This window comes from Natrinema halophilum (assembly GCF_013402815.2).
GTDB lineage: Archaea > Halobacteriota > Halobacteria > Halobacteriales > Natrialbaceae > Natrinema > Natrinema halophilum.
Genome location: NZ_CP058601.1, coordinates 1,222,954 through 1,240,842 on the forward strand (window position 1 = coordinate 1,222,954; position 17,889 = coordinate 1,240,842).

Below are 17,889 nucleotides of genomic sequence, written 5' to 3' on the forward strand. Positions count from 1 at the left end.
GGAGTCGATCGCTCCTCTCAGGCGCTCTTCGATATGGGCGTCTCTCGCATCGGTGGTTCGTGATGGTCGAGGTTCGTCGCGGTCGTTTCGAACTCGTCGGTCTTCTCGAGAATCGCACAGTTGTTATATCGGTCGGCGGTGTATTCGTCGAAGTCGCCTGACTCGAACACGTCCCGGAGTTCGTGACAGTGGTCTCGGATGGTCAACTGTGGCTCGTAATCGAGGTCGCCGGTGATCCGTTCGAACGAAACTCGATAACTCCGGTCGTCCGTCCGGTCCTCGTGATAGGCTATGTCTGCGTGAGGGAAACAGTCGGCAACGATCGTCGCCAGTTCGTCGATGCGGAAGTTCTGTTGCCTGGAACCGACGTTGTAGACGGTGTCGCCGACCGTTTCGATCGGGGCGGTCAGGCAGTCGATGTACGCGCGTGCGGCGTCGGCGACGTGGACGTTCGGCCGGTATTGTTCGCCGCCGAAAACGGGGATGACGGCATCGTGGTAGGCCTTTGCGGGGAGAACGTTCCCGACCAGATCGAACCGCATTCGGGGAGAGAGCCCGTATATCGTCGCCATCCGGAGAATCGTCGGCGAGAAGTTTCCATCGGCGAGATCCACGATTGCCTGCTCGGACTGAATCTTTATCCGGGCATACAGCGAGACCGGATTGAGCGGTGATGTTTCGTCACAGCGTCCGTTCTCGGTCTCGGCTCGTCCGTACACGCTACAGGTCGAGGCGAATTTCACTCGAAGCGGAGTCTGTCGACCGTGCAATTCGAAGCGACTACAACTCGGGAATCGGAACGACGACCACCGGTCTGTCCGCTTCCTCGAGAAGGCGTCGAGCCGTCGAGCCGAGGTCCCGCGTCGCATCCGGGTCGCCGCTGTGGGCTCCGATAATGACTTCATCGGCATCGACGTTTCGTACTGCCTCCAGTAGCGCATCGGCGGCCGTACCGGATCGGGTGTCCGTCTCGACGCGGCTGACTGACGCGAGTCGAACGGATGCGACGTTCAGCGCTTCTTCGCCATCCCTGCGTGCGGTCCGGTCGTCCGAGTGTGTAACCGAGATCACGGTCACTGTGTCGTCGGGTGTTGCCCGATCATCGAGATAGTCACAGATCGCTGCCGTCGTGTGAACGGAATCCGTGCCGACGAGATAGTGCACAACGACACCACAACGGCCGCTTCGAAGAACCCTTCGAACCGACGAACAAACGAAAGAAGAGCGGACCGACCGTGACTGATCATGGACCGTGGCCGTACCGTTCGACGAGCTCAGCCGATAGATTTCCAGTCAATAGTATAGCTATCGGTGTATTTTCTAACCCGGAAAACGCTCTCGTATACTTACGATGGTCCCTGCGAAAGAGACTGGTGGGGGTCGCGACATGCCGACCCTCGTATGCCAGTGCGGGTCTCATCATGTACCGCACCGTCTCAGGGTACGGCCCCTATCTCATGTGACGTGCCTTCGTCCTCCTTTCGCCGAGACACGCCACGTCGATCTACCACTTCCCCGCCGGCGTTTCCTCCCCCACGAGCTCCCCGCCGACGTTCCCCTCTCCACGAGATTCCCGCCGGCGTTTCCTCCCTCACAAGCGACTGACTGACCGCTCAAATCGCGTCGGCCCGAATCCGTTTGCCGATCGACTTGCACTGTTCAATGGTGTCCGTACAACGAATAGGTGATCGCGACCAGCCCGAGCAGTCGGCTCACGTTCTCGAGCAGCGCGATGACGATCCGCTCTGGATTGATAATCGTCGTGACAGTGACGTTGAGCAAGAAGGGGAACAAGGTCAACAGGAGCAACCCAACGGCGAGATAGAGCATCGACGGTGCATCGTTGCGGCGATAGCCTCGATACGCCTGATACGCGATGATCGTCCCGAAGAGTGCAACGAGAAAGAGACTCGCGACGGTCAATAGTTCGAACACCGTCGCCTCGGTAATTCGGACGACGTTCCGACTCATCGCATCCCCTCCCACATGCGAGTGAACTTGTCGGCGACATCTTCCTCGCGATACGTTAATTCGAGTGCGAACGAGCCGTCCTCGAGGGACAGTTCCAGCCGGTCGAGGTTCGCACTGTAGACGCCGTAGTGGTTGCCGTCCGGTGCGAGTTCTGTCTCTTCTGTGATGAGATCATACTCCTCGAGACGGTCGAGCCGTCGATAAATCGTCGGGAGGGAGGCGTCACACCGTTCGCTCAGTGTACTGGCAGACATGGGTTCGACGCTGGTATGGGTGAGGATATCTCGCGCGTACTCGTCTTCGAGAACGGCGAGTAGAGTCGACAAGTCGGTGTCCTCACTCACTGGTATAGCTATTCGTACCGGAATAGATATTAAAAACAGTACGATTTCTATCGCCTATAAAATAGTATCAGATCGTTTGATCCTGATCCAGTCCGATGGAACAGTGGTGCCAGTACTACCCCCGCTGGTAGAAGTGAGACTTACGCGGGGGACTGACGAGACCGATGCGCTCGACGATGACCGAATTCGAGAGGTCGTCCGCGAAGAAATCCCAGCGGAGACCGAGACACAGAATACGGCTACCCGCCGTGGTGCACTCACTCTCCTGGGAGCGGCCGACCTTGGGGCAGCAGGTTTTCGCGGTACCACTGGACGGCCAGAGCCGTCACGACTACGACGGCGGAACAACACGCTATCTTTCGGCCGACCGTTGTAAGCATCCTCGCGTTCCACACGCTTCCCGGTCCCACTTCTCTCAGATAGGCCCATTTCGATAACAGAATAGCTGCGTCTATAGGGGTTTAGCTTCAGGAGAGTTTCTCGAGACCTCAGCGACGTCCGACTATTCACATCGCCATATTCTATATATCGTTATACGATTCATTCCTCCGTTCGAAAGCGATCGTCGAACACTGCACATGCGAGCGCTGAACGTCACGTTCGACCGTACGCCCACTCGAGCCAGCCGAACAACCGCTTGAGCAGCCGATCTTCGGCGGGCCGGGAAAATCGGTGGCCTTCCCCAGCGAATTTCTCGAGGAGAACGTCCGTCTGGAGTCGTCGGGCAGCGTCGAAACTATCGTTCGGATCGACGACGTCATCGTTGCTGCCGTGAAAAACCGCGGCCGGGACCCCGAGTGCACCCACGACGTCGTCGAACGGATACCGATCGAGGGCTTCGAAAAACCGGCGGTCGATCCGTTCGCCGGTCTCGAAGGTCCACGTTCCGGTGGTGTCGACAACGCCACGGTGGTGGTTGAACGTCTCAGTAGTCGTCACGGGTGCGCGTGTGGCAACCGCTTCGACTCGGTCGTCGGATGCAGCCATGTGGAAGGCGACTTTCCCGCCGAAACTCGATCCGAACAGGGCGTACGACTCCGGATCGAACCGATCGACGACGTGACGGAGGTCGGTCAGACGAGTTTCGATCGTCGATTCGACGAACTCGCCGTCGGATTCACCACAGCCCCGGGCATCGAATCGGACTGCGTTGTAACCGGATTCGACTGCTCGCCGACACCGGTTCTCGTAACTGCCGGATTTGTCACTGCGGAGGCCGTGACAGAAAAACAGCCACTGATCGGTATCCGCCGGGTGATAAACGGCAGCGAGTTCAGGCACCTCCCCCGTGGTCTCGGGACCCTCGACCGGTATACGATGGCGTTCTGGCATTCGTATGCTTTCGAACGTCGCCTGCCGTCTTGATATCGGCGGTCACGTTCGATACGACACGCCTCGGAGGGACCGATCTCCTGTTTCGGTTTAGCAAGACCGGAGTCCGTCCTCATCGGGACTGTGCGAGTTCGGTCCGGACGGTACCTACCAACAGACGACTGGTGTCGTTGAACGGCTCACGAACGGACTACCCCAAGGGTCACGGTGACCAGACGTGGGTTCGTTACAGTCGGACCGGGCTTTGCCGTGATCGTCACCGTCGCCGTAACGGGTCGGACAAACAGCACCGATCAGTGTCGAGCCACTGGCGGGAGGTTCCCGCAATCGAACCGCCTGTCAGGACGGGTCGGTTACCCGCCCGGCGGTCCGTTTATCGCCTCCCATCGGCTTTGTTCGGGTATGACCCGAACGACGTACCAGTGTGAGTGTGGTGCACACATCGAGTTCAAACAGGACCTCGAGAAAGAACCAGGGACGACGACGCCGAACTGGAAGTGCAAAGACTGCGGGACGCCGATACCGTCGATGACCGCCGAGAAAATCAGCCATCAGGACCCATCCTGAATCACGGTTGTGTTCGCAGTCGCGTTCCGGTAACGCTTACTCGGTCGCCAGTTCCTTGCGGACGATCGATTCCCGCCCCGAACTCGTTTGACAATCCGGTACTGGATGCGGGTCCGTTCCTCATCATCGAGACGTCCGAATCCTCGTCACCGAACTTCTCGAAAGTCGTTGCGACCGTACTCACCTAGCTGTAAATCATATAATGCGATATCAAATCTATTCGTCCCTCGAACGACTCGTTGCCGGTCATCGAATCAATTGGCAGGAGACGATCGGATAGCTTGCATGCAATTGACTCGACAGTAGGGGCGAAAATAGGCGTACGGCTCGGAAGAAGGAGAAAACGAACGCATCCGTTCGTCGGTAGAAACCGGAGCAACGGTGTTTTTCCGGAGCTGAGAGAATACCATCTCTTGACCTCAGGTGAGGATACCCTCGAAGTCACGACGTCGACGGCTGCGTCCAATCAGTACCCGTTGCCGATGGCGTCTATGTCAGTGCTACCGAGGGAACCGTCGTGTTCGAGGAGGAATACTGAGTGCGGTGTCGCATCCATCATCAGTGACTAGTAGCTGGTTTCGGTATCCAAAAAATCTCCAGATGCGTTTGTTTCGCATCCTCTGTCCTGAGCAATCGACGGGGCAACTACCTGTAATCCTCAGATCACGGCAGTACGTCCCGAGACCGCTGATCGCTGTGACTGCGTCTCGATGTGTAACGGTCCTGCTGGATCGAGGGAAAACTCGATCAGAAGAGGAAACTAAACGAACAAACCGCGCGGGTACATCGTCCTACCGGTCAGTCGATTATCGACCGAACAGTCCATCCGGTATAGAATACTAATCCGCTACCGAAAAAGATGAGAACCAGTCTAACTGCCGGGAGGATACCACTGCCAGTCCAGTGGGGTTCTTGAGAACTCAGCCAGATCCCGTAATATTTGTCGTCGTGTTCGTAAATAGCGGTCTCTTCGAGACTCTGAATCGGAGTATCATAGACAGTCACCGAGCCGGTCTCGATCGCTTCCAAGACCTCTTCGGGGCGCTTTTCGGCCGGGATTGCGGCGTGTTCGATCGCCTCCTTCGAACTGACTTCTTCGAGTGATAATATGGTGGTATCCCCCTCCACCCGCTCTTTCGGGAGATACCACGTGTTGTTCATATAAACCATGACGTATCCCAGAAAGTCGTGGTAGTTTGTCACTTCCAGTATCTTTTCTCTATTAGTATTCACTGCTGCGTTCGTTTCGTATGTTTCCTCCTCGAGAATGTTCCGTTCGAACGGACAGATGCGATTTCCGGGGCAGGCAAGGATACGGTCAGAACCCAGTATTTGAAGAAAGGTGTCTGATTCGGGGTCGATTTCTGTTGCCTCGTACGTCTTCTTGTAATCTCCTCCGCCATCCGGGGACAGATAAAACGGGTTGAGTATGAGACTTACTCCGACGAGAGCGAGTACCGCGACGCGGAGCCAAGATCGATAGTTCATATTTTCCATTATTTTTCGTAAGTAATTATCTGTTACGGGTAACGACGTTCGGACAGTTACGGGGATGGGTATGGGTTTCGTTCCCATCATCATTCGATCACGAGAAGTTTGAACCACTGCCAACGCTACAAACGGCAGTAACTACTAGAACACCCAATACCGATAGCCGTCGTCGAAAATCGATGCACATCGAGTCGTACATTCGAAGCCAGCGGATGTTCGCTGGCCGTTGCAGTGCGCACGGTGCGGAAGTCGTCTCGACGGGTGCGATAGTAGTCGTTGAAATGTTGTACCCACCGCTTGCGCTGGGGCGGTCAGCGAGCACTCGCTGGCCGCGAATTCCCAAGTGGGATGTGCAATGACTTTCAACGACTACTATATGTGAACGCGTCCGTTCGTCCGAATCCACGCTCTCGAGACAGGGCGGAGACGAGAGGGGTGGCGGTGTGCCACGCAAATCCAGTATCGGCTGATACGAACGCGATTCGATCCGAGACGCGACGTATCCGACGCGATGGGAAGACCACAGGATGAGGAAAAACGAAATTCGGTGGCGTCGAGTTTTTTCCGACCCCGTAACACCGAAACACGGATTTAGGTTCGTGAAACAGTAGTGAACGAAGCGATGATCAGTCGTCTCACCCTCGCGAACCGTGCTCCCCCTCCCGACGGGCCCGACGGCGATCGGTGCACGAATCGAAGATCGACTTCGGGACCGATTGTGATATTCAAGCGGGTGATCCGTACGTGAGCGACATCGCGATCGCGGACGCGGTCGACGCCTACCTCCAACGAAAGGCCGTCGGGGATCCGAACGGTTCCGGTGCCGGGACCTACGCGTCCAATGCGGAATCGATCCTTCGACGCTGGGCCGAGTGGCTCGAGGCCGAACACGACGTCGTCTCGATCGCGACCCTCGGCGTCGACCACATGCGTGCGTACGCGGAGGAACTCCGGAGGCGAACGGACCGCGGCGAGTACACCGCGTCGACCGCCGGCACCTATTACGCTGTCGTCCGCGCGTTTCTCTCGTGGTGTGTTCGGGGTGGTATCTGCGAGGCGAACCCTGCTGCGACGACCCGCGCCGAAGCGACGCTTCCGAGTGGCGACTCGCGCCCCGCGAACGATCACTGGACGGCACGACAGCGTCGCGAACTCGAGCGCTACGTCCGCGATCGGGTGCTCGACGTGACAGCACAATCGACGAGCGAACGTCGCTCCAGACTGCGAGAGTACGCGATGGTAGCCGTCCTCGCACACTCGAGCGTCCGCGGGGCCGAATTGTTCCGCGTTCCCGACGACGAGAGGCGAACAGGTGCGACCTGGCAAGACGTCGACTTCTATACGGGGACGATCCGCGTCCTGGGGAAATCACAGCGACTCGAGGACGTTCCGTTGCCCGCCCGCGCGCGGACGCCGCTGCGTCGCTACAGAATCGTTCTGGATCCACCGTCGAACGACTGGCCGCTGTTTCCGACCGCCCACGCACCGTCGATAGCCAAGCGAGTTCGGTCGGCCCTGAGAGAGCGAGGCTACGATGCGGAGACGATCGAGTCTTTGTTCGACGACGCGACGGCGATGGAACTCGCACGCGAGCACTCGATTGCACCGCCGGCGATCACCACAGAAGGAGCACGGTCGGTCCTGAAGCGACTTTGCGAGGGAGCAGGGGTCGACGTCGACGGAGATTACCTGACGCCGCGAGGTGTCCGCCGAAATCAAGGATCGGATCCATATCGACAGGAGGCGTCAGCCTCCAAACCGACGCTTCGTGCATCGGTCATAGAGCAGTCGATAGTCGTCTCATCTGGCGAATCGCCCGTCATCGACGTCGAGACGGGCAACGGAGACGAGTCGACGGAAACTGACTGAGAAAATCCGTTCACCCATCGCCAGGACGGACATCGTACTCCCCACGTACTGGTCGGCAGCATCCGTTCGTCTGCCCCGGATTGATTCCGATCGATGGGTCGGATGACGGCGATTCTCCGCCGATACGATATGCGACCGTCTACGGTGTTCTGTGAGAACGGGGAATCCGGTACCAGCTTCAACTCACGAGCAGCCACAGGATTACGGTCAGGATGACCGTCAGCATCAGGACGGTCGTTCCGATACCGGCCCGAAGGTGAATCGTCGACGGGCGGCCGCCATCGGCCGATCGACGCGCGTCGTTGTCGACCAGCCAGTCCGGGAGAGGACGTGTCGCTGCATCGACCGCGAGGACGGGATTGTTGCCGACCCAGTAAGAGCGTTTGACGACGCCGACGACGACGGCGTCGACCGCGGCGTAGGTTCTGGTGACCGCAAGCATCGTCCAGCGGCTGACGTAGTAGGTGACCGGATAGACGACCATCGCCGGATCTCCGAGATCGAGCTTCGAGAGCGGTTTTCGGATAAGGGGAAAGGCCACGAGCGCGATCGCGGTCAGGATTCCGGCCGTCTCGAGGTGGCCGACACTGTAGGGATGAAGATGCTTTTCTTCGCCGTGATACTGGAATCCAAGGTCGTGAATCGTCGGAGCGAGTTCAGCCAGCCCCTGCCACCACACGCCGAACAGGAGACAGGCGCCGCCGAGGCCGAGCATCGCGACGGTCTGGCCGAGTTTCGCGTCCGCGACCTCGAGGTCGTTCTCGCCGTGGAAGAAGACGTAGTAGCCGAGTTTGATGAACGACAACAGGGTGCCGATCGCGCCGAGGTAGAGCAGCCAGTACAGCGCCTGGAATTCGGGCTCGCCGTAGTAGTGAGGATCGGCCGCGTCGAAGATCATTCCCTTGCTGACGTAGCCGTTGAAGCCCGGAATGGCGGTGATCGAGAGCGCGCCGAATCCGAAGCCGATCGCGGTCAGCGGCATCTCGCGCCAGAGGCCGCCGAGTTCGTAGAGGTCGTTCTCGCCGGTCCGATAGATGACGACGCCGACGGCCATGAACAGCAAGCTCTTGAAAAGGATGTTGTTGAACAGGTGACTCATCGCGCCCGCGACGGCGAGTCCCGAGGTCATGCCGATTCCGGCGATGATGTACCCCAACTGGGCCTGAATGTGATAGGACAGTAGCGCCCGCATGTCGTGCTGGAGTAGGGCGAAGGCAGCGCCGTAGACCGCCATGATGCCACCCATGTACGCGAGGAAGAGCGTCCCCTCGCCCTCCGGGAACGCCCGGTAGAGCACGAACGCGCTGGTCTTGGTCGTGTACACGGAGAGGAACACCGACGCCGCGAAGTGCGGACGCGGGTAGGTGTCGGGCAGCCAGGTGTGGAACCCGACGAAGGCGACATTGACTCCCATCCCGAGCACTGCCAGCAGCGCCGGAATCCCGTCCGCGATGCCGCCGCTTCCGTAGACGAACGTGCCGACTTCGACGTAGTGGGCAGCGACTGCGAGCATCACGAGCACTCCCCCGGTCCCGTGGAAGAGCGCGTACCGGAAGCCAGCTCGAACTGCATCCCCGCCGTAGTGCCAGATCAGCAGCGTACTCGTCACCGCCATCAACTCCCACATGAACAGGAGTACGAGCCAGTCGCCCGCAAACGCTGCACCGATCGACGAGGAAACGTACACCAGCGCGAACGCGGTCATCGTTTTGCTTGCCTCGCTCGAGTAGGCGTAAACGACGGTACAGATCCCGAGGAACCCGAGTCCGATACCGATCATCCGGGAGAACGGATCGACGTAAAACGGAACGACGTCGAAGCCGAGGAAGGTTCCTGTCAGGTAGCTTCCCTCGGGGACGAAAAGCGAGATCGCAAGTACGGCCGCGAGGCTGAGCGTCCCGATCGTGAATCCGGCGATTCTCGGGACCACGAGTACCAACAGTCCCGCCGCGAAAACCAGCAACGGCGGATAGGCCATCGTGAGCAGGTCTGCTTCCATCAGGCGGTCACCTCCGAAACGAGTTCCGCAAACGGTATGTCAGCCAGACGGTCGAACGGCATCCCGAAGACCCCTTCGACGATTTCGGTCGCGAGATCGAGGAAGACGACGTAGCCGGGGACGACGCCGAGGACGATCGCACCGGTAGCGATGATCGCAATCGGTGCGAGCATCAGCCACGTGCTCTCGGAACGCGGCGAGGTCCGCGACCACCCTCCAGAGGGCGGGCCGCCGGTGAGGTGGTCGTCGTGATCGCCGTGGTGGTCGATGGCGCCGACGGATTCGCCGTGGAGGGTGTCGCCGTCGTGGTCCTCGTTTTCATCGCGATCGTCGTGCTCGTCGTTGTCCCTCGCCGTCGCGTCGGCAGTTGTGTGATCGCTCGGGTATTTGTCGACGGCGTACTCGTAGTCTGGCTCCGTATCGTCCGACTCCGTACCGTCCACGCTCGGTTCGCCGCCGTCGGCGGAGACGCTCTCGTCGGTCGGCTCCTCGGAACTGTAAGATCGTGGCAGGCCTCCCCGGGGGAATTCGAGAAACGGCTTGGCGTTGTGTCGGTCCTCGCTCTCGAAAAAGGCGGTGTAGACCACCGGCCAGAAGTACGCGATGTTGAGGACCGCCGAAAGGAGCAACGCGCCGGCGAACAGCCAGTACTCGCCGCCCATGCCCTCGGTTCCCATGTAGCCGGCGCCGATCAGCATGTAGAACTTGCTCACGAAGCCGGCGATCGGCGGGACGCCGGCCATGCCGGCCGCACCGACGGTAAAGGCGGTCATCGTCAGCGGCATTCGCTTGCCGATACCGGCCATTTCGCTGATGTAGTCGGTGTGGGTCTCGACGTGGATCGATCCGGCACAGAAGAACAGGGTGAGCTTCGCGAACGCGTGCGCAGGGATGTGGAACAACGCCCCGACGATCGCGTAGGGGTGAAGCATCGAGAGACCGAGCACGATGTACGAAAGCTGTGCCGTCGTCGAGTATGCGAGCCGCCGCTTCAGGTGGTCCTTGCGCATCGCGATGATGCTCGCCGCGGTCAGCGTGAACGCGGCGACGATCGCGACCGGGACGTTCAGCCCGACCTCGCCGACGACGGGGACGTCGAGGGGAAGGTCGTGGATCAGGTCGGGACCGTAGACGTCGAGAATAACTCGAGCGATGCCAAACGCGCCAGACTTGACGACCGCGACCGCGTGGAGGAGACCAGAAACGGGGGTCGGCGCGACCATTGCGTCAGCGAGCCAGGAGTGCAACGGCATTAGTGCGGCCTTGACACCGAACCCGGCGATGAGCAGGAAGAACGCGGTCTGCGCGTAGACCGGTTCTGCCTGGGCGGCCGCGGCGAGGGCTTCCGTGCCACCCGCTTCGAAGGCGAGCGTCGGTCCTTGACCGACCAGACTCGTGAGCCAGTAGATCATCGCAGTGCCGGCGAGCAGGAAGACGCCGCCGCCGAAGAAGGTGTACGTGAGGTACTTTCGGCCGGCGATCCGCGCTTCGTCGTCTTCGTTGTGTGCAACTAGCGGGTACGTGACCAGCGACAGCAGCTCGTAGAAGACGAAGATCGTCACCAGGTTCGCGGCGAAAGCGATCCCCACGGCGGTCGAGAGACTGGCCGCGAACGACGCGAAAAAGCGCGTCTGGGCGTGTTCGTCGAGGCCTCGCATGTACCCCGTCGCGTAAAACGAGGTGAAGATCCAGAGGAAACTCGCGAGCAGCGCGAAGAAAATCCCCAGCGGGTCAGCACGGAGCGCGAAGTCGATTCCGTCGAGGAATCGGATTCCGGTCGACTCCGCGAGGCTCCACCGGAAGACGGTCCCGGACATGACCGCCGGGAGCATGCTACCGACGATTCCGAACTTCGCGAGGGCCGCCAACACGGACCACCCTTCACGCACGTTCGGACGACGATGCGACGCGACGATCAGGACGACCGCGACCGCGGATACCAGCACGGCGGCGAGGGGGCGAATATCTGCTACCATTAGCTAATAACCTCCGTGAGAAACGGCTCGAGCAGGTCGGCGAACGTTCCACCCGCAAATCCGAGAGCGACGGCACAGAGCGCAGCGAGTACGACGACGGCGACCATCCCGACCGAAACCGTCTCCGGAGCTGCCCTGCTCGAAGCAGTGACTGGGACGACGGTTTCGGACGCGGTTGCGTCAGTCGATCTTTCAGCTGACCCGACTTCGGACGGGTCGTCTGCGTCCGAGCCGCCATCCGTCGCGACTGGTCCCGGCTCAGCGGGCGATTCGACGCGCAACGGTGTGAAATACATCTTCTCGAGCAGACGGGCAGCGTAGCCGAGTGTGAGCATGGTGCTGAGGAAAACGACGGCGGCGACGGGCCACAGCTGGGACTGGACGGCGCCGAGTGCGATGTACCACTTGCCAACGAAGCCGACGCCCGGCGGGACGCCGACTAACGAGAGCAAAAGGACGGCCATCGCGCCGGCGATGACCGGGCGGTGGGTTGCGAGTCCGGCGTACTCGTGGACGGTGCGAGCGCCGTAACTCGTGGCAACGAGCGCGGCGGCAAGGAAAAGGCCGGCTTTGAGCAGGCCGTGGCCGACCAGATGGATCGTCGCTCCGGTCAGCGCCGTTTTCGCAGCCCCCGAATTGCCGGCGATGACGATCCCGTAGGCGGCGATGACGAGGCCGAACTGCGAAACCGACGAGTACGCGAGCATCCGTTTGACTTCGGTCTGGATCACGGCGAGGGCCGTTCCCGCGAGGACGCTCACGCAACCGACTGTGACGACGATAGCCGCCGCGTTCGGCATCGCGGCCAGGTAGTCGACGCCGAAGACGGTAACGATCAGGCGACCGAAGGCGTACGCGGAGGCCGTCGAGACGAGCGCGGCGATCAACGGCGTCACACCGTCAGGTGCCTGCTGGTAGGCGCTCGGCTGCCAGGTGTGTAGTGGCCACTGAGCGACCTTGACCGCAAAGCCCACGACGATGAACGCGAACGCAGTCCGAATCAAGGTGGGTCGTTCCGCCGCGGGAATCGCCGTCGCGAGCTCGATCATGTTGAGTGTCCCCGTCGCCATGAGCAGGAACGCGACGCCGATCAAGTACATCGATGCGGCAACGGTTCCCAGAATCAGGTACTTCAGGGATGCGACCGCCGATTCGGGACCGTCGCCGCTCGCGACCAGCGCATAGGTCGCGATGCTCGTGATCTCGAGGAAGACGAACAGGTTGAAGACGTCGCCGGTTAGCGTGATACCAAGGAGTCCGCCGACGAGCAACAGGTACGCGGTGTAGAAGGTATTCCCGCGTGGGCCACCGCGGCGCGTGTACGCGAGGATGCCGACGGCGACTGCCGTTACGAGCAGAGCAATCATCGTCGAGAACCGGTCGGCGACGAGTTCGATCCCGTACTCGCGGGGATAGCCGCCGAGTGTGTGTGTTACCAGCCCGTCAGTGTAAACGACGCTCGCGAGGGCTGTGGCCGCCGCGAACAGCCCGAGCGTCGCAATCGCAGCGACGGCCCATCCGGTCCGGTCGAACCGCAGTCCGAGAGCGATCGGGAGCGTCGCCGCGAGCAATGGGACGACGATCAACAACGGCAGAATGAGATCGACGTTACTCATCGGCACGCACCTCCCGGAGGGTGTCCTCGCGGAGCGTCCCGTACTCCGCGTAGATGCGGATGATCAGGGCCAGACCGACCGCCGTTAGCGCGATGCCGACGACGATGGCGGTCAGGACGATGACGTGGGGCAGCGGGCTTGCGACCAGGAGCTCCCCGGGATTTTTCTCGTTTGGGACGACCGGGGCCGACGCGCCCTCGACGTTGATGTAGGCCATCGAGATGAAAAACAGGAAGATCGCGGTCTGAAAGAGGTTCACCCCGATCAACTTCTTCACGAGATTCTCGCTGGCGATCACCATGTAGATCCCGATGCCGAGCAAGGCGAACAGCAACACGTACGTGTAGTGGCTCGAAAGCAGTTCAATCATCGTCACTCACCTCTGGGTCGGACGACTCGCGGGGCTCATCGGCCATTCTTGTGCCTCCGGTCCCGCTTGGCCGTTCCGGTGTATATCCCGCTGCCATCGCGAAGAAGAGGGTGATCATAACCCCCGAGACGATCAGCGAGATGCCGGCTATCTCGACAGCCTCGAGTCCCCACTTCGGTTTGATGTGGAAGACTTCCTTGAGCTGATAGAACTCGAGGAAGTTTCCGCCGAGTGCCACCATAGCGAGGCCGATAGCACCGAATATAACGACGCCACCGGTAACGAGGCCGACGAGCAGCGAGTTGCGAAGCCACTGTCGGGTCGGTTCGATCCCGAAGGCGAACGCGAGCATGAGGACCGTAACGCCGACGATGGTCCCCCCTTGGAAGCCGCCACCGGGCGCGTCGCCTCCGTGGAACGTCATGAATAGCCCGTACGTGAGCGTAAACGGGGCGATGATCTTCACGGCGGTCATGATCACCTGGCTTTCGGTGTAGGTATCGTCGTATCGATCGGGCATTTAGGCGAACACCTCGCGTTTCAAGACGAGCAGCGTCGAGACGCCGGCAGCGAAAACGACGACCGCCTCGCCGAACGTGTCGAACCCACGATAGGCGGCCAGCACGGACGTCACCGCGTTCTGGACGCCCGTTTGCTCGTACGTTTCCTGGATGTAATGTTGCGTCACGTCGGGATTCGACCAGACAGGCGTGGTGGTGCCGCCAACCGCGTACATTTCCGGCAGGACGATCGTATAGAGCAGGATGACGAACGCGACGACGACGACGACTGCAGGGACGTGAATCCGCTCACTGAGGCCGTTCGTCGAGGGCCGGGACGTACGCGCGATCGTCAGCAACAGCAAGAGCGTCGTAACGCCGGCGCCGATCGCGGCCTCGGTCATCGCGACGTCGGGTGCCAGCAGGAACGTATAGAGGATCGCCATGCCGAGACTGTAGGCCCCGAAGACGATGATCACCGACAGGACGTCGCGAAAGAGCGCCGTTGCGACTGCGGTCACAAGGATGAATACTGCGAGGGAATACGCGAGGACGCTCACTGGGGTTCACCTCCCGTTTCGGTACTGTGGTCCGTCGCCTCGGCATCACGTCCGTGAGCGCTACTTCCCTCATCGTCGAGGCGCGCCTCGACGCCCGTTTCGGCGGCCGAACGAGCAATCGCGTGGGCCGCTGTCGGATTGGTGATAAAGACGAAAAACAGCAACAGGACGGTGTACACCGTCGCGTGCTGCCATCCCAGTGCCAGTGCGACGGCTGCAAGCGTCAGGCCGGCTCCGAGAGTGTCCGCCTGGGATGCGGTGTGCGTTCGCGCGTAAACGTCGGGCAGCCGAATGATGCCCACGGCTGAAACGAGCGTAAAGAAAACGCCGAGTCCGAGAAGGACGACGACCGCCCAGAAGCGGATCGTCTCGATCACAGGACGCCACCTCGTTCGACGGTGAACTTCGAAATCGCGATCGACATCAGGAAGTTCAGTAGCGCGTAGATCAGCGCAACGTCGAGAAACCACGGTTCGTCGAGTGCCACGGACAGCAAGGCGAGAACAACGACCGTATTCGTCCCGATGACGTTCACTGCCAGCAGCCGATCCTGGGTGGTCGGCCCCACGATAGCGCGGTAAAACATCACGATAGCGAGAACGATGAACAGCGCTGCGGCGAACAGAAATACGTCTGCGAGCGGGGGCGTCATAGTTCGTCACCTCCGACGATCTCGGCGTCGTCGCGCTCTTCCGGCGACGGGATCGACGCGGATTTCCGCCCGTAGAAGACGAAGCGGATTCCGCGCTCGAGTCCGCCGTCGAACAGGTCTTCGCGGGCCGCCGGGATCAGCGTGTGTACCAGTAGTTGCTGATTGTTGGCTCGAACCGTAAGCGTTCCCGGTGTGAGCGTGATGCTGTTGGCCAGGGCGGTCAGCGGCAAGCCGCTTCGAACGCGGGCGTTGACTCGCGTCAGCGCTGGCTCGATCGGCATGGATGGTCTGAGTATGACCGCCGAGACCGCGATATTGGCCTTGACGATCTCCCAGAGGAGATACGGGATGTAACAGACGAATCGGACCGTTCGTACCGGCGACTTGATTCGATCCAGCGGCACTGAAAACGTTACCGTCGCGAGCGTGACGGCGACGATGGCTGCGACCGCCGCACCGGTGACGAGATCGAACCAGTAGGTTGGATCGCCCAGGACGAGATAGAACCCGTAGGAGATCCAGAACGTCGCGAACAGTCGATCGAAGCTCTCGCTATCGCCGCCGAGCCGTCCGTGACGGGCCGGCCGCCCGACTGGGGCTTCGACGTAGGCCAACCCGACGCGTTCGAGCTCGCGCTCGAGGGGTTGGAGCAGTTGTGCGGTAACGCCTGGCTGGTATTCTGGATCGATAACAACGCGGTCGATACCGTTGTCGTCGGCGTACGCGTCGAATACGTCGGCGTAATCCCGCGGGCCGAACAGGTATTCATCGGCGCCGAGCGTCGCCGTTTCGATTGTCACGTCCGCGTCGTTGGCGTCTTCCTCGACCCAGTTTCGAGCTCGCGAGAGTAACCCCGCCGCGTCTTCGCGGTAGCGCTCGCTCTCGGGCACGTCGGCGTCGTACGGGAGTGCGACCACGAGGTGACATTCGAGGGAGTCACCGGTCTCGAGGCCCGACTGGACGGCGTATCCGACCGTTTGCCGAACGGTCACCGTGTCCGATAACGGAACGAGCAGGCGTTCAGACGCCACAGGGGCTCCCCCCTCTCGGTGACCGTCGTTTGATATTCATGTCTCTCGTTGGTAGTCGAGTGAAACGGTAGGCGTAGGAAAACGATTTCGTTATTCGCCTGCAGTCATTCGTTCCGACCATTTCTTGCAGGGATATTCGTGATATTTGTCCAGATTTTCGGCGATCAGCCGAACTGAGACGAAATCGTCGCCGACGGGATCTGATCGATAGTTTTACAAGCATACTTTCAATAGGTAAAACTGACTTTCATGACGACCGAAACCGTTCACGACCGCATCGGGACCGCACGCGACGAACTGCCGATCGGACAGCTTACGGCCGTTCTCACGTTCGCCGCGGCAGTATCCTTCGCATTGCTCTTTCTTCAGGAGCCACTCGCTCACGACTCGCTGCACAACTTCCGGCACGCAGCCGGCGTGATCTGTCACTGATGCTCGTCGAGTATCTCGAACGCGGGATTCTCGCCGGTGTCATCGCGGGTATCGCGTACGGCGCATACGTTGCTTTCGTCGCGAATCCGCTGATCAGCTATATGGAAACGGTCGCCGAAGCCGGTGACAGCAGTCGTGGTCACGCCCACGAAGCGGGAAATCACGCCAGCATCGTCGGCGAACACGCCCATACCGCAGGTGAGGAGGCTCACGCAGTAAGCGAGGCGATGACCGCTACCATCAGCGTCGGTGGTGGCGTCCTCTGGGGAATCCTGCTCGGCGGTATTTTTGCACTCGCCTACTACGTTCTCGAACCCGCCTTACCGGGCCGCGGCAACGTCAAGGCTTGCGTGTTAGCCGGCGCCGGCTTCCTCACTGTCTCGGGTGCGCCGTGGCTCGTCCTTCCGCCTACGACGCCAGGTGCGTCTCAAGCGTACGATCCGTCCCTCCGAGTCGGAATCTACCTCGGAATGATGGTAGTCGGTGCCGTCGTTGCCACCGCCTCGGTACAAGTGTATCAACGCGTATCGACCGAACACCGGCTACTCGGGGTAGTTACAGCTGCAGCACCGATCGTCGCACTCGTCGCCAGTACGACGGTCGGCGCCCCGACCATCGTCGAGGCCGGCGGGATGCCAGCCGAACTCGTGACCGTGTTCCGTGGACTGACAGCGCTGAGCCAGGCTGCGCTCTGGACATGCATCGCCGGCTGTTTCGTCTGGCTCCAGACCCGGGCTGACGTTCAATCGGCAACGAAACGCTCCGACGACCTGCTTACCAACCCATGAAAGATCGGACCGAGCAACACCGAGAGCGCCTCGAGGCTCACGTGTTCGTCTGCACGAACGACCGCGATTCGCCCCACGCAAATTGCGCCGCGGCGGGTGGCGAGGAAACGGTCACTGCGATAAACGAATGGTTGCGCGACCGAGACGCGTTCTGGACGACGGTATCCGTCAGCACGACTTCTTGTCTGGGATTGTGCAGCGAGGACGGAGCTGCGGTCTCCATCCAGCCGCGGAATACGTGGTATTCGGACGTGACACCGGCCGACGTCCCCGACCTGCTCGAGTCCGAATTCGGGGCGGATGCAAACCTGGACAGCGAGTCCGAATTCGGGGCGGACGCAAACTCGGACCGCGACCCCGGGTGAGCGAGAAGGCATCCGTTTCGAGGCGA

At 60.6% G+C, this 17,889-nt stretch carries 20 protein-coding genes; 5 read left to right on the plus strand and 15 right to left on the minus strand.

The window, feature by feature from the left end; all coding sequences use genetic code 11:
- Positions 1–17 precede the first annotated feature (17 nt).
- The 5 genes from HYG82_RS26745 to HYG82_RS26765 form a co-directional block, all read right to left on the minus strand.
- Complete coding sequence (locus HYG82_RS26745; RefSeq protein WP_235217838.1) at positions 18–719, minus strand: NAD-dependent epimerase/dehydratase family protein; 702 nt, start codon at positions 717–719, stop codon at positions 18–20.
- A 61-nt stretch (positions 720–780) separates the two neighbouring features.
- Positions 781–1,164, minus strand: coding sequence for a universal stress protein (locus tag HYG82_RS26750; protein WP_179260148.1), 384 nt, complete (start codon positions 1,162–1,164; stop codon positions 781–783).
- A gap of 495 nt (positions 1,165–1,659) precedes the next feature.
- Positions 1,660–1,971, minus strand: a complete 312-nt coding sequence (locus HYG82_RS26755; RefSeq protein ID WP_179260149.1) for a DUF7521 family protein — start codon at positions 1,969–1,971, stop codon at positions 1,660–1,662.
- Positions 1,968–2,315, minus strand: a complete 348-nt coding sequence (locus tag HYG82_RS26760; protein WP_179260150.1) for an ArsR/SmtB family transcription factor — start codon at positions 2,313–2,315, stop codon at positions 1,968–1,970. The genes HYG82_RS26755 and HYG82_RS26760 overlap by 4 nt, the downstream gene beginning before the upstream one ends.
- A gap of 594 nt (positions 2,316–2,909) precedes the next feature.
- Positions 2,910–3,647 carry an alpha/beta hydrolase family protein gene (locus tag HYG82_RS26765; RefSeq protein WP_179260151.1) on the minus strand — a complete coding sequence of 246 codons (738 nt, stop codon included), beginning with the start codon at positions 3,645–3,647 and terminating at the stop codon, positions 2,910–2,912.
- 402 nt (positions 3,648–4,049) lie between these two features.
- Here HYG82_RS26765 and HYG82_RS26770 point away from each other — a divergent pair, with 402 nt between their 5' ends.
- Positions 4,050–4,214 (plus strand): hypothetical protein, encoded by a 165-nt coding sequence (locus HYG82_RS26770; protein WP_179260152.1) that lies wholly within the window; start codon positions 4,050–4,052, stop codon positions 4,212–4,214.
- Between the two features lie 798 nt (positions 4,215–5,012).
- Here the strand turns inward: HYG82_RS26770 and HYG82_RS26775 are convergent.
- Positions 5,013–5,792 (minus strand): DUF8127 domain-containing protein, encoded by a 780-nt coding sequence (locus tag HYG82_RS26775; protein ID WP_179260153.1) that lies wholly within the window; start codon positions 5,790–5,792, stop codon positions 5,013–5,015.
- A 657-nt stretch (positions 5,793–6,449) separates the two neighbouring features.
- Between HYG82_RS26775 and HYG82_RS26780 the strand changes: the two genes are divergently transcribed.
- Positions 6,450–7,574 (plus strand): tyrosine-type recombinase/integrase, encoded by a 1,125-nt coding sequence (locus tag HYG82_RS26780; protein ID WP_179260154.1) that lies wholly within the window; start codon positions 6,450–6,452, stop codon positions 7,572–7,574.
- 178 nt (positions 7,575–7,752) lie between these two features.
- Here the strand turns inward: HYG82_RS26780 and HYG82_RS26785 are convergent, their stop codons facing one another.
- The 9 genes from HYG82_RS26785 to HYG82_RS26825 are packed head-to-tail and all read right to left on the minus strand — an operon-like array spanning position 7,753 to position 16,278.
- Complete coding sequence (locus HYG82_RS26785) at positions 7,753–9,573, minus strand: Na(+)/H(+) antiporter subunit D (protein ID WP_179260155.1); 1,821 nt, start codon at positions 9,571–9,573, stop codon at positions 7,753–7,755.
- A complete protein-coding gene (locus HYG82_RS26790) occupies positions 9,573–11,549 on the minus strand; it encodes a proton-conducting transporter transmembrane domain-containing protein (protein WP_179260156.1) in 1,977 nt (658 codons plus the stop codon). The genes HYG82_RS26785 and HYG82_RS26790 overlap by 1 nt, the downstream gene beginning before the upstream one ends.
- On the minus strand, positions 11,549–13,165 hold the full coding sequence (locus HYG82_RS26795) for a complex I subunit 5 family protein (RefSeq protein ID WP_179260157.1): 1,617 nt from the start codon (positions 13,163–13,165) through the stop codon (positions 11,549–11,551). The genes HYG82_RS26790 and HYG82_RS26795 overlap by 1 nt, the downstream gene beginning before the upstream one ends.
- Positions 13,158–13,535: a cation:proton antiporter subunit C gene (locus HYG82_RS26800; RefSeq protein ID WP_179260158.1), complete on the minus strand. Its 378-nt coding sequence runs from the start codon at positions 13,533–13,535 to the stop codon at positions 13,158–13,160. The genes HYG82_RS26795 and HYG82_RS26800 overlap by 8 nt, the downstream gene beginning before the upstream one ends.
- Positions 13,528–14,055 carry an MnhB domain-containing protein gene (locus HYG82_RS26805; protein ID WP_179260159.1) on the minus strand — a complete coding sequence of 176 codons (528 nt, stop codon included), beginning with the start codon at positions 14,053–14,055 and terminating at the stop codon, positions 13,528–13,530. The genes HYG82_RS26800 and HYG82_RS26805 overlap by 8 nt, the downstream gene beginning before the upstream one ends.
- On the minus strand, positions 14,056–14,595 hold the full coding sequence (locus HYG82_RS26810; RefSeq protein ID WP_179260160.1) for a DUF4040 domain-containing protein: 540 nt from the start codon (positions 14,593–14,595) through the stop codon (positions 14,056–14,058).
- On the minus strand, positions 14,592–14,972 hold the full coding sequence (gene mnhG, locus HYG82_RS26815; protein WP_179260161.1) for a monovalent cation/H(+) antiporter subunit G: 381 nt from the start codon (positions 14,970–14,972) through the stop codon (positions 14,592–14,594). Before mnhG ends, HYG82_RS26810 begins: the two co-directional genes overlap by 4 nt.
- Complete coding sequence (locus HYG82_RS26820; protein ID WP_179260162.1) at positions 14,969–15,247, minus strand: cation:proton antiporter; 279 nt, start codon at positions 15,245–15,247, stop codon at positions 14,969–14,971. Before HYG82_RS26820 ends, mnhG begins: the two co-directional genes overlap by 4 nt.
- Positions 15,244–16,278, minus strand: coding sequence for a monovalent cation/H+ antiporter subunit E (locus HYG82_RS26825; RefSeq protein WP_179260163.1), 1,035 nt, complete (start codon positions 16,276–16,278; stop codon positions 15,244–15,246). The genes HYG82_RS26820 and HYG82_RS26825 overlap by 4 nt, the downstream gene beginning before the upstream one ends.
- A gap of 249 nt (positions 16,279–16,527) precedes the next feature.
- Here HYG82_RS26825 and HYG82_RS26830 point away from each other — a divergent pair, with 249 nt between their 5' ends.
- From HYG82_RS26830 to HYG82_RS26840, 3 genes are read left to right on the plus strand one after another with little or no spacing between them, the layout of a single operon-like run.
- The gene (locus tag HYG82_RS26830; RefSeq protein WP_179260164.1) at positions 16,528–16,710 is read left to right on the plus strand and encodes a CbtB domain-containing protein; all 183 of its coding nucleotides are present in this window, start codon (positions 16,528–16,530) and stop codon (positions 16,708–16,710) included.
- Positions 16,710–17,498, plus strand: coding sequence for a CbtA family protein (locus tag HYG82_RS26835; protein WP_179260165.1), 789 nt, complete (start codon positions 16,710–16,712; stop codon positions 17,496–17,498). Before HYG82_RS26830 ends, HYG82_RS26835 begins: the two co-directional genes overlap by 1 nt.
- A complete protein-coding gene (locus tag HYG82_RS26840) occupies positions 17,495–17,863 on the plus strand; it encodes a (2Fe-2S) ferredoxin domain-containing protein (protein ID WP_179260166.1) in 369 nt (122 codons plus the stop codon). Before HYG82_RS26835 ends, HYG82_RS26840 begins: the two co-directional genes overlap by 4 nt.
- The last annotated feature ends 26 nt before the right edge of the window (positions 17,864–17,889 follow it).

Bases quoted from the DNA above. Each gene is read 5' to 3' on its own strand.
- HYG82_RS26785 (WP_179260155.1), bottom strand. From the start codon at position 9,573: ATGGAAGCAGACCTGCTCACGATGGCCTATCCGCCGTTGCTGGTTTTC.
- HYG82_RS26800 (WP_179260158.1), bottom strand. From the start codon at position 13,535: ATGATTGAACTGCTTTCGAGCCACTACACGTACGTGTTGCTGTTCGCC.
- HYG82_RS26770 (WP_179260152.1), top strand. From the start codon at position 4,050: ATGACCCGAACGACGTACCAGTGTGAGTGTGGTGCACACATCGAGTTC.
- HYG82_RS26840 (WP_179260166.1), top strand. From the start codon at position 17,495: ATGAAAGATCGGACCGAGCAACACCGAGAGCGCCTCGAGGCTCACGTG.
- HYG82_RS26775 (WP_179260153.1), bottom strand. From the start codon at position 5,792: ATGATGGGAACGAAACCCATACCCATCCCCGTAACTGTCCGAACGTCG.
- HYG82_RS26795 (WP_179260157.1), bottom strand. From the start codon at position 13,165: ATGAGTAACGTCGATCTCATTCTGCCGTTGTTGATCGTCGTCCCATTG.
- HYG82_RS26835 (WP_179260165.1), top strand. From the start codon at position 16,710: ATGCTCGTCGAGTATCTCGAACGCGGGATTCTCGCCGGTGTCATCGCG.
- HYG82_RS26790 (WP_179260156.1), bottom strand. From the start codon at position 11,549: ATGGTAGCAGATATTCGCCCCCTCGCCGCCGTGCTGGTATCCGCGGTC.
- HYG82_RS26765 (WP_179260151.1), bottom strand. From the start codon at position 3,647: ATGCCAGAACGCCATCGTATACCGGTCGAGGGTCCCGAGACCACGGGG.
- HYG82_RS26755 (WP_179260149.1), bottom strand. From the start codon at position 1,971: ATGAGTCGGAACGTCGTCCGAATTACCGAGGCGACGGTGTTCGAACTA.
- HYG82_RS26805 (WP_179260159.1), bottom strand. From the start codon at position 14,055: ATGCCCGATCGATACGACGATACCTACACCGAAAGCCAGGTGATCATG.
- HYG82_RS26830 (WP_179260164.1), top strand. From the start codon at position 16,528: ATGACGACCGAAACCGTTCACGACCGCATCGGGACCGCACGCGACGAA.
- HYG82_RS26820 (WP_179260162.1), bottom strand. From the start codon at position 15,247: ATGACGCCCCCGCTCGCAGACGTATTTCTGTTCGCCGCAGCGCTGTTC.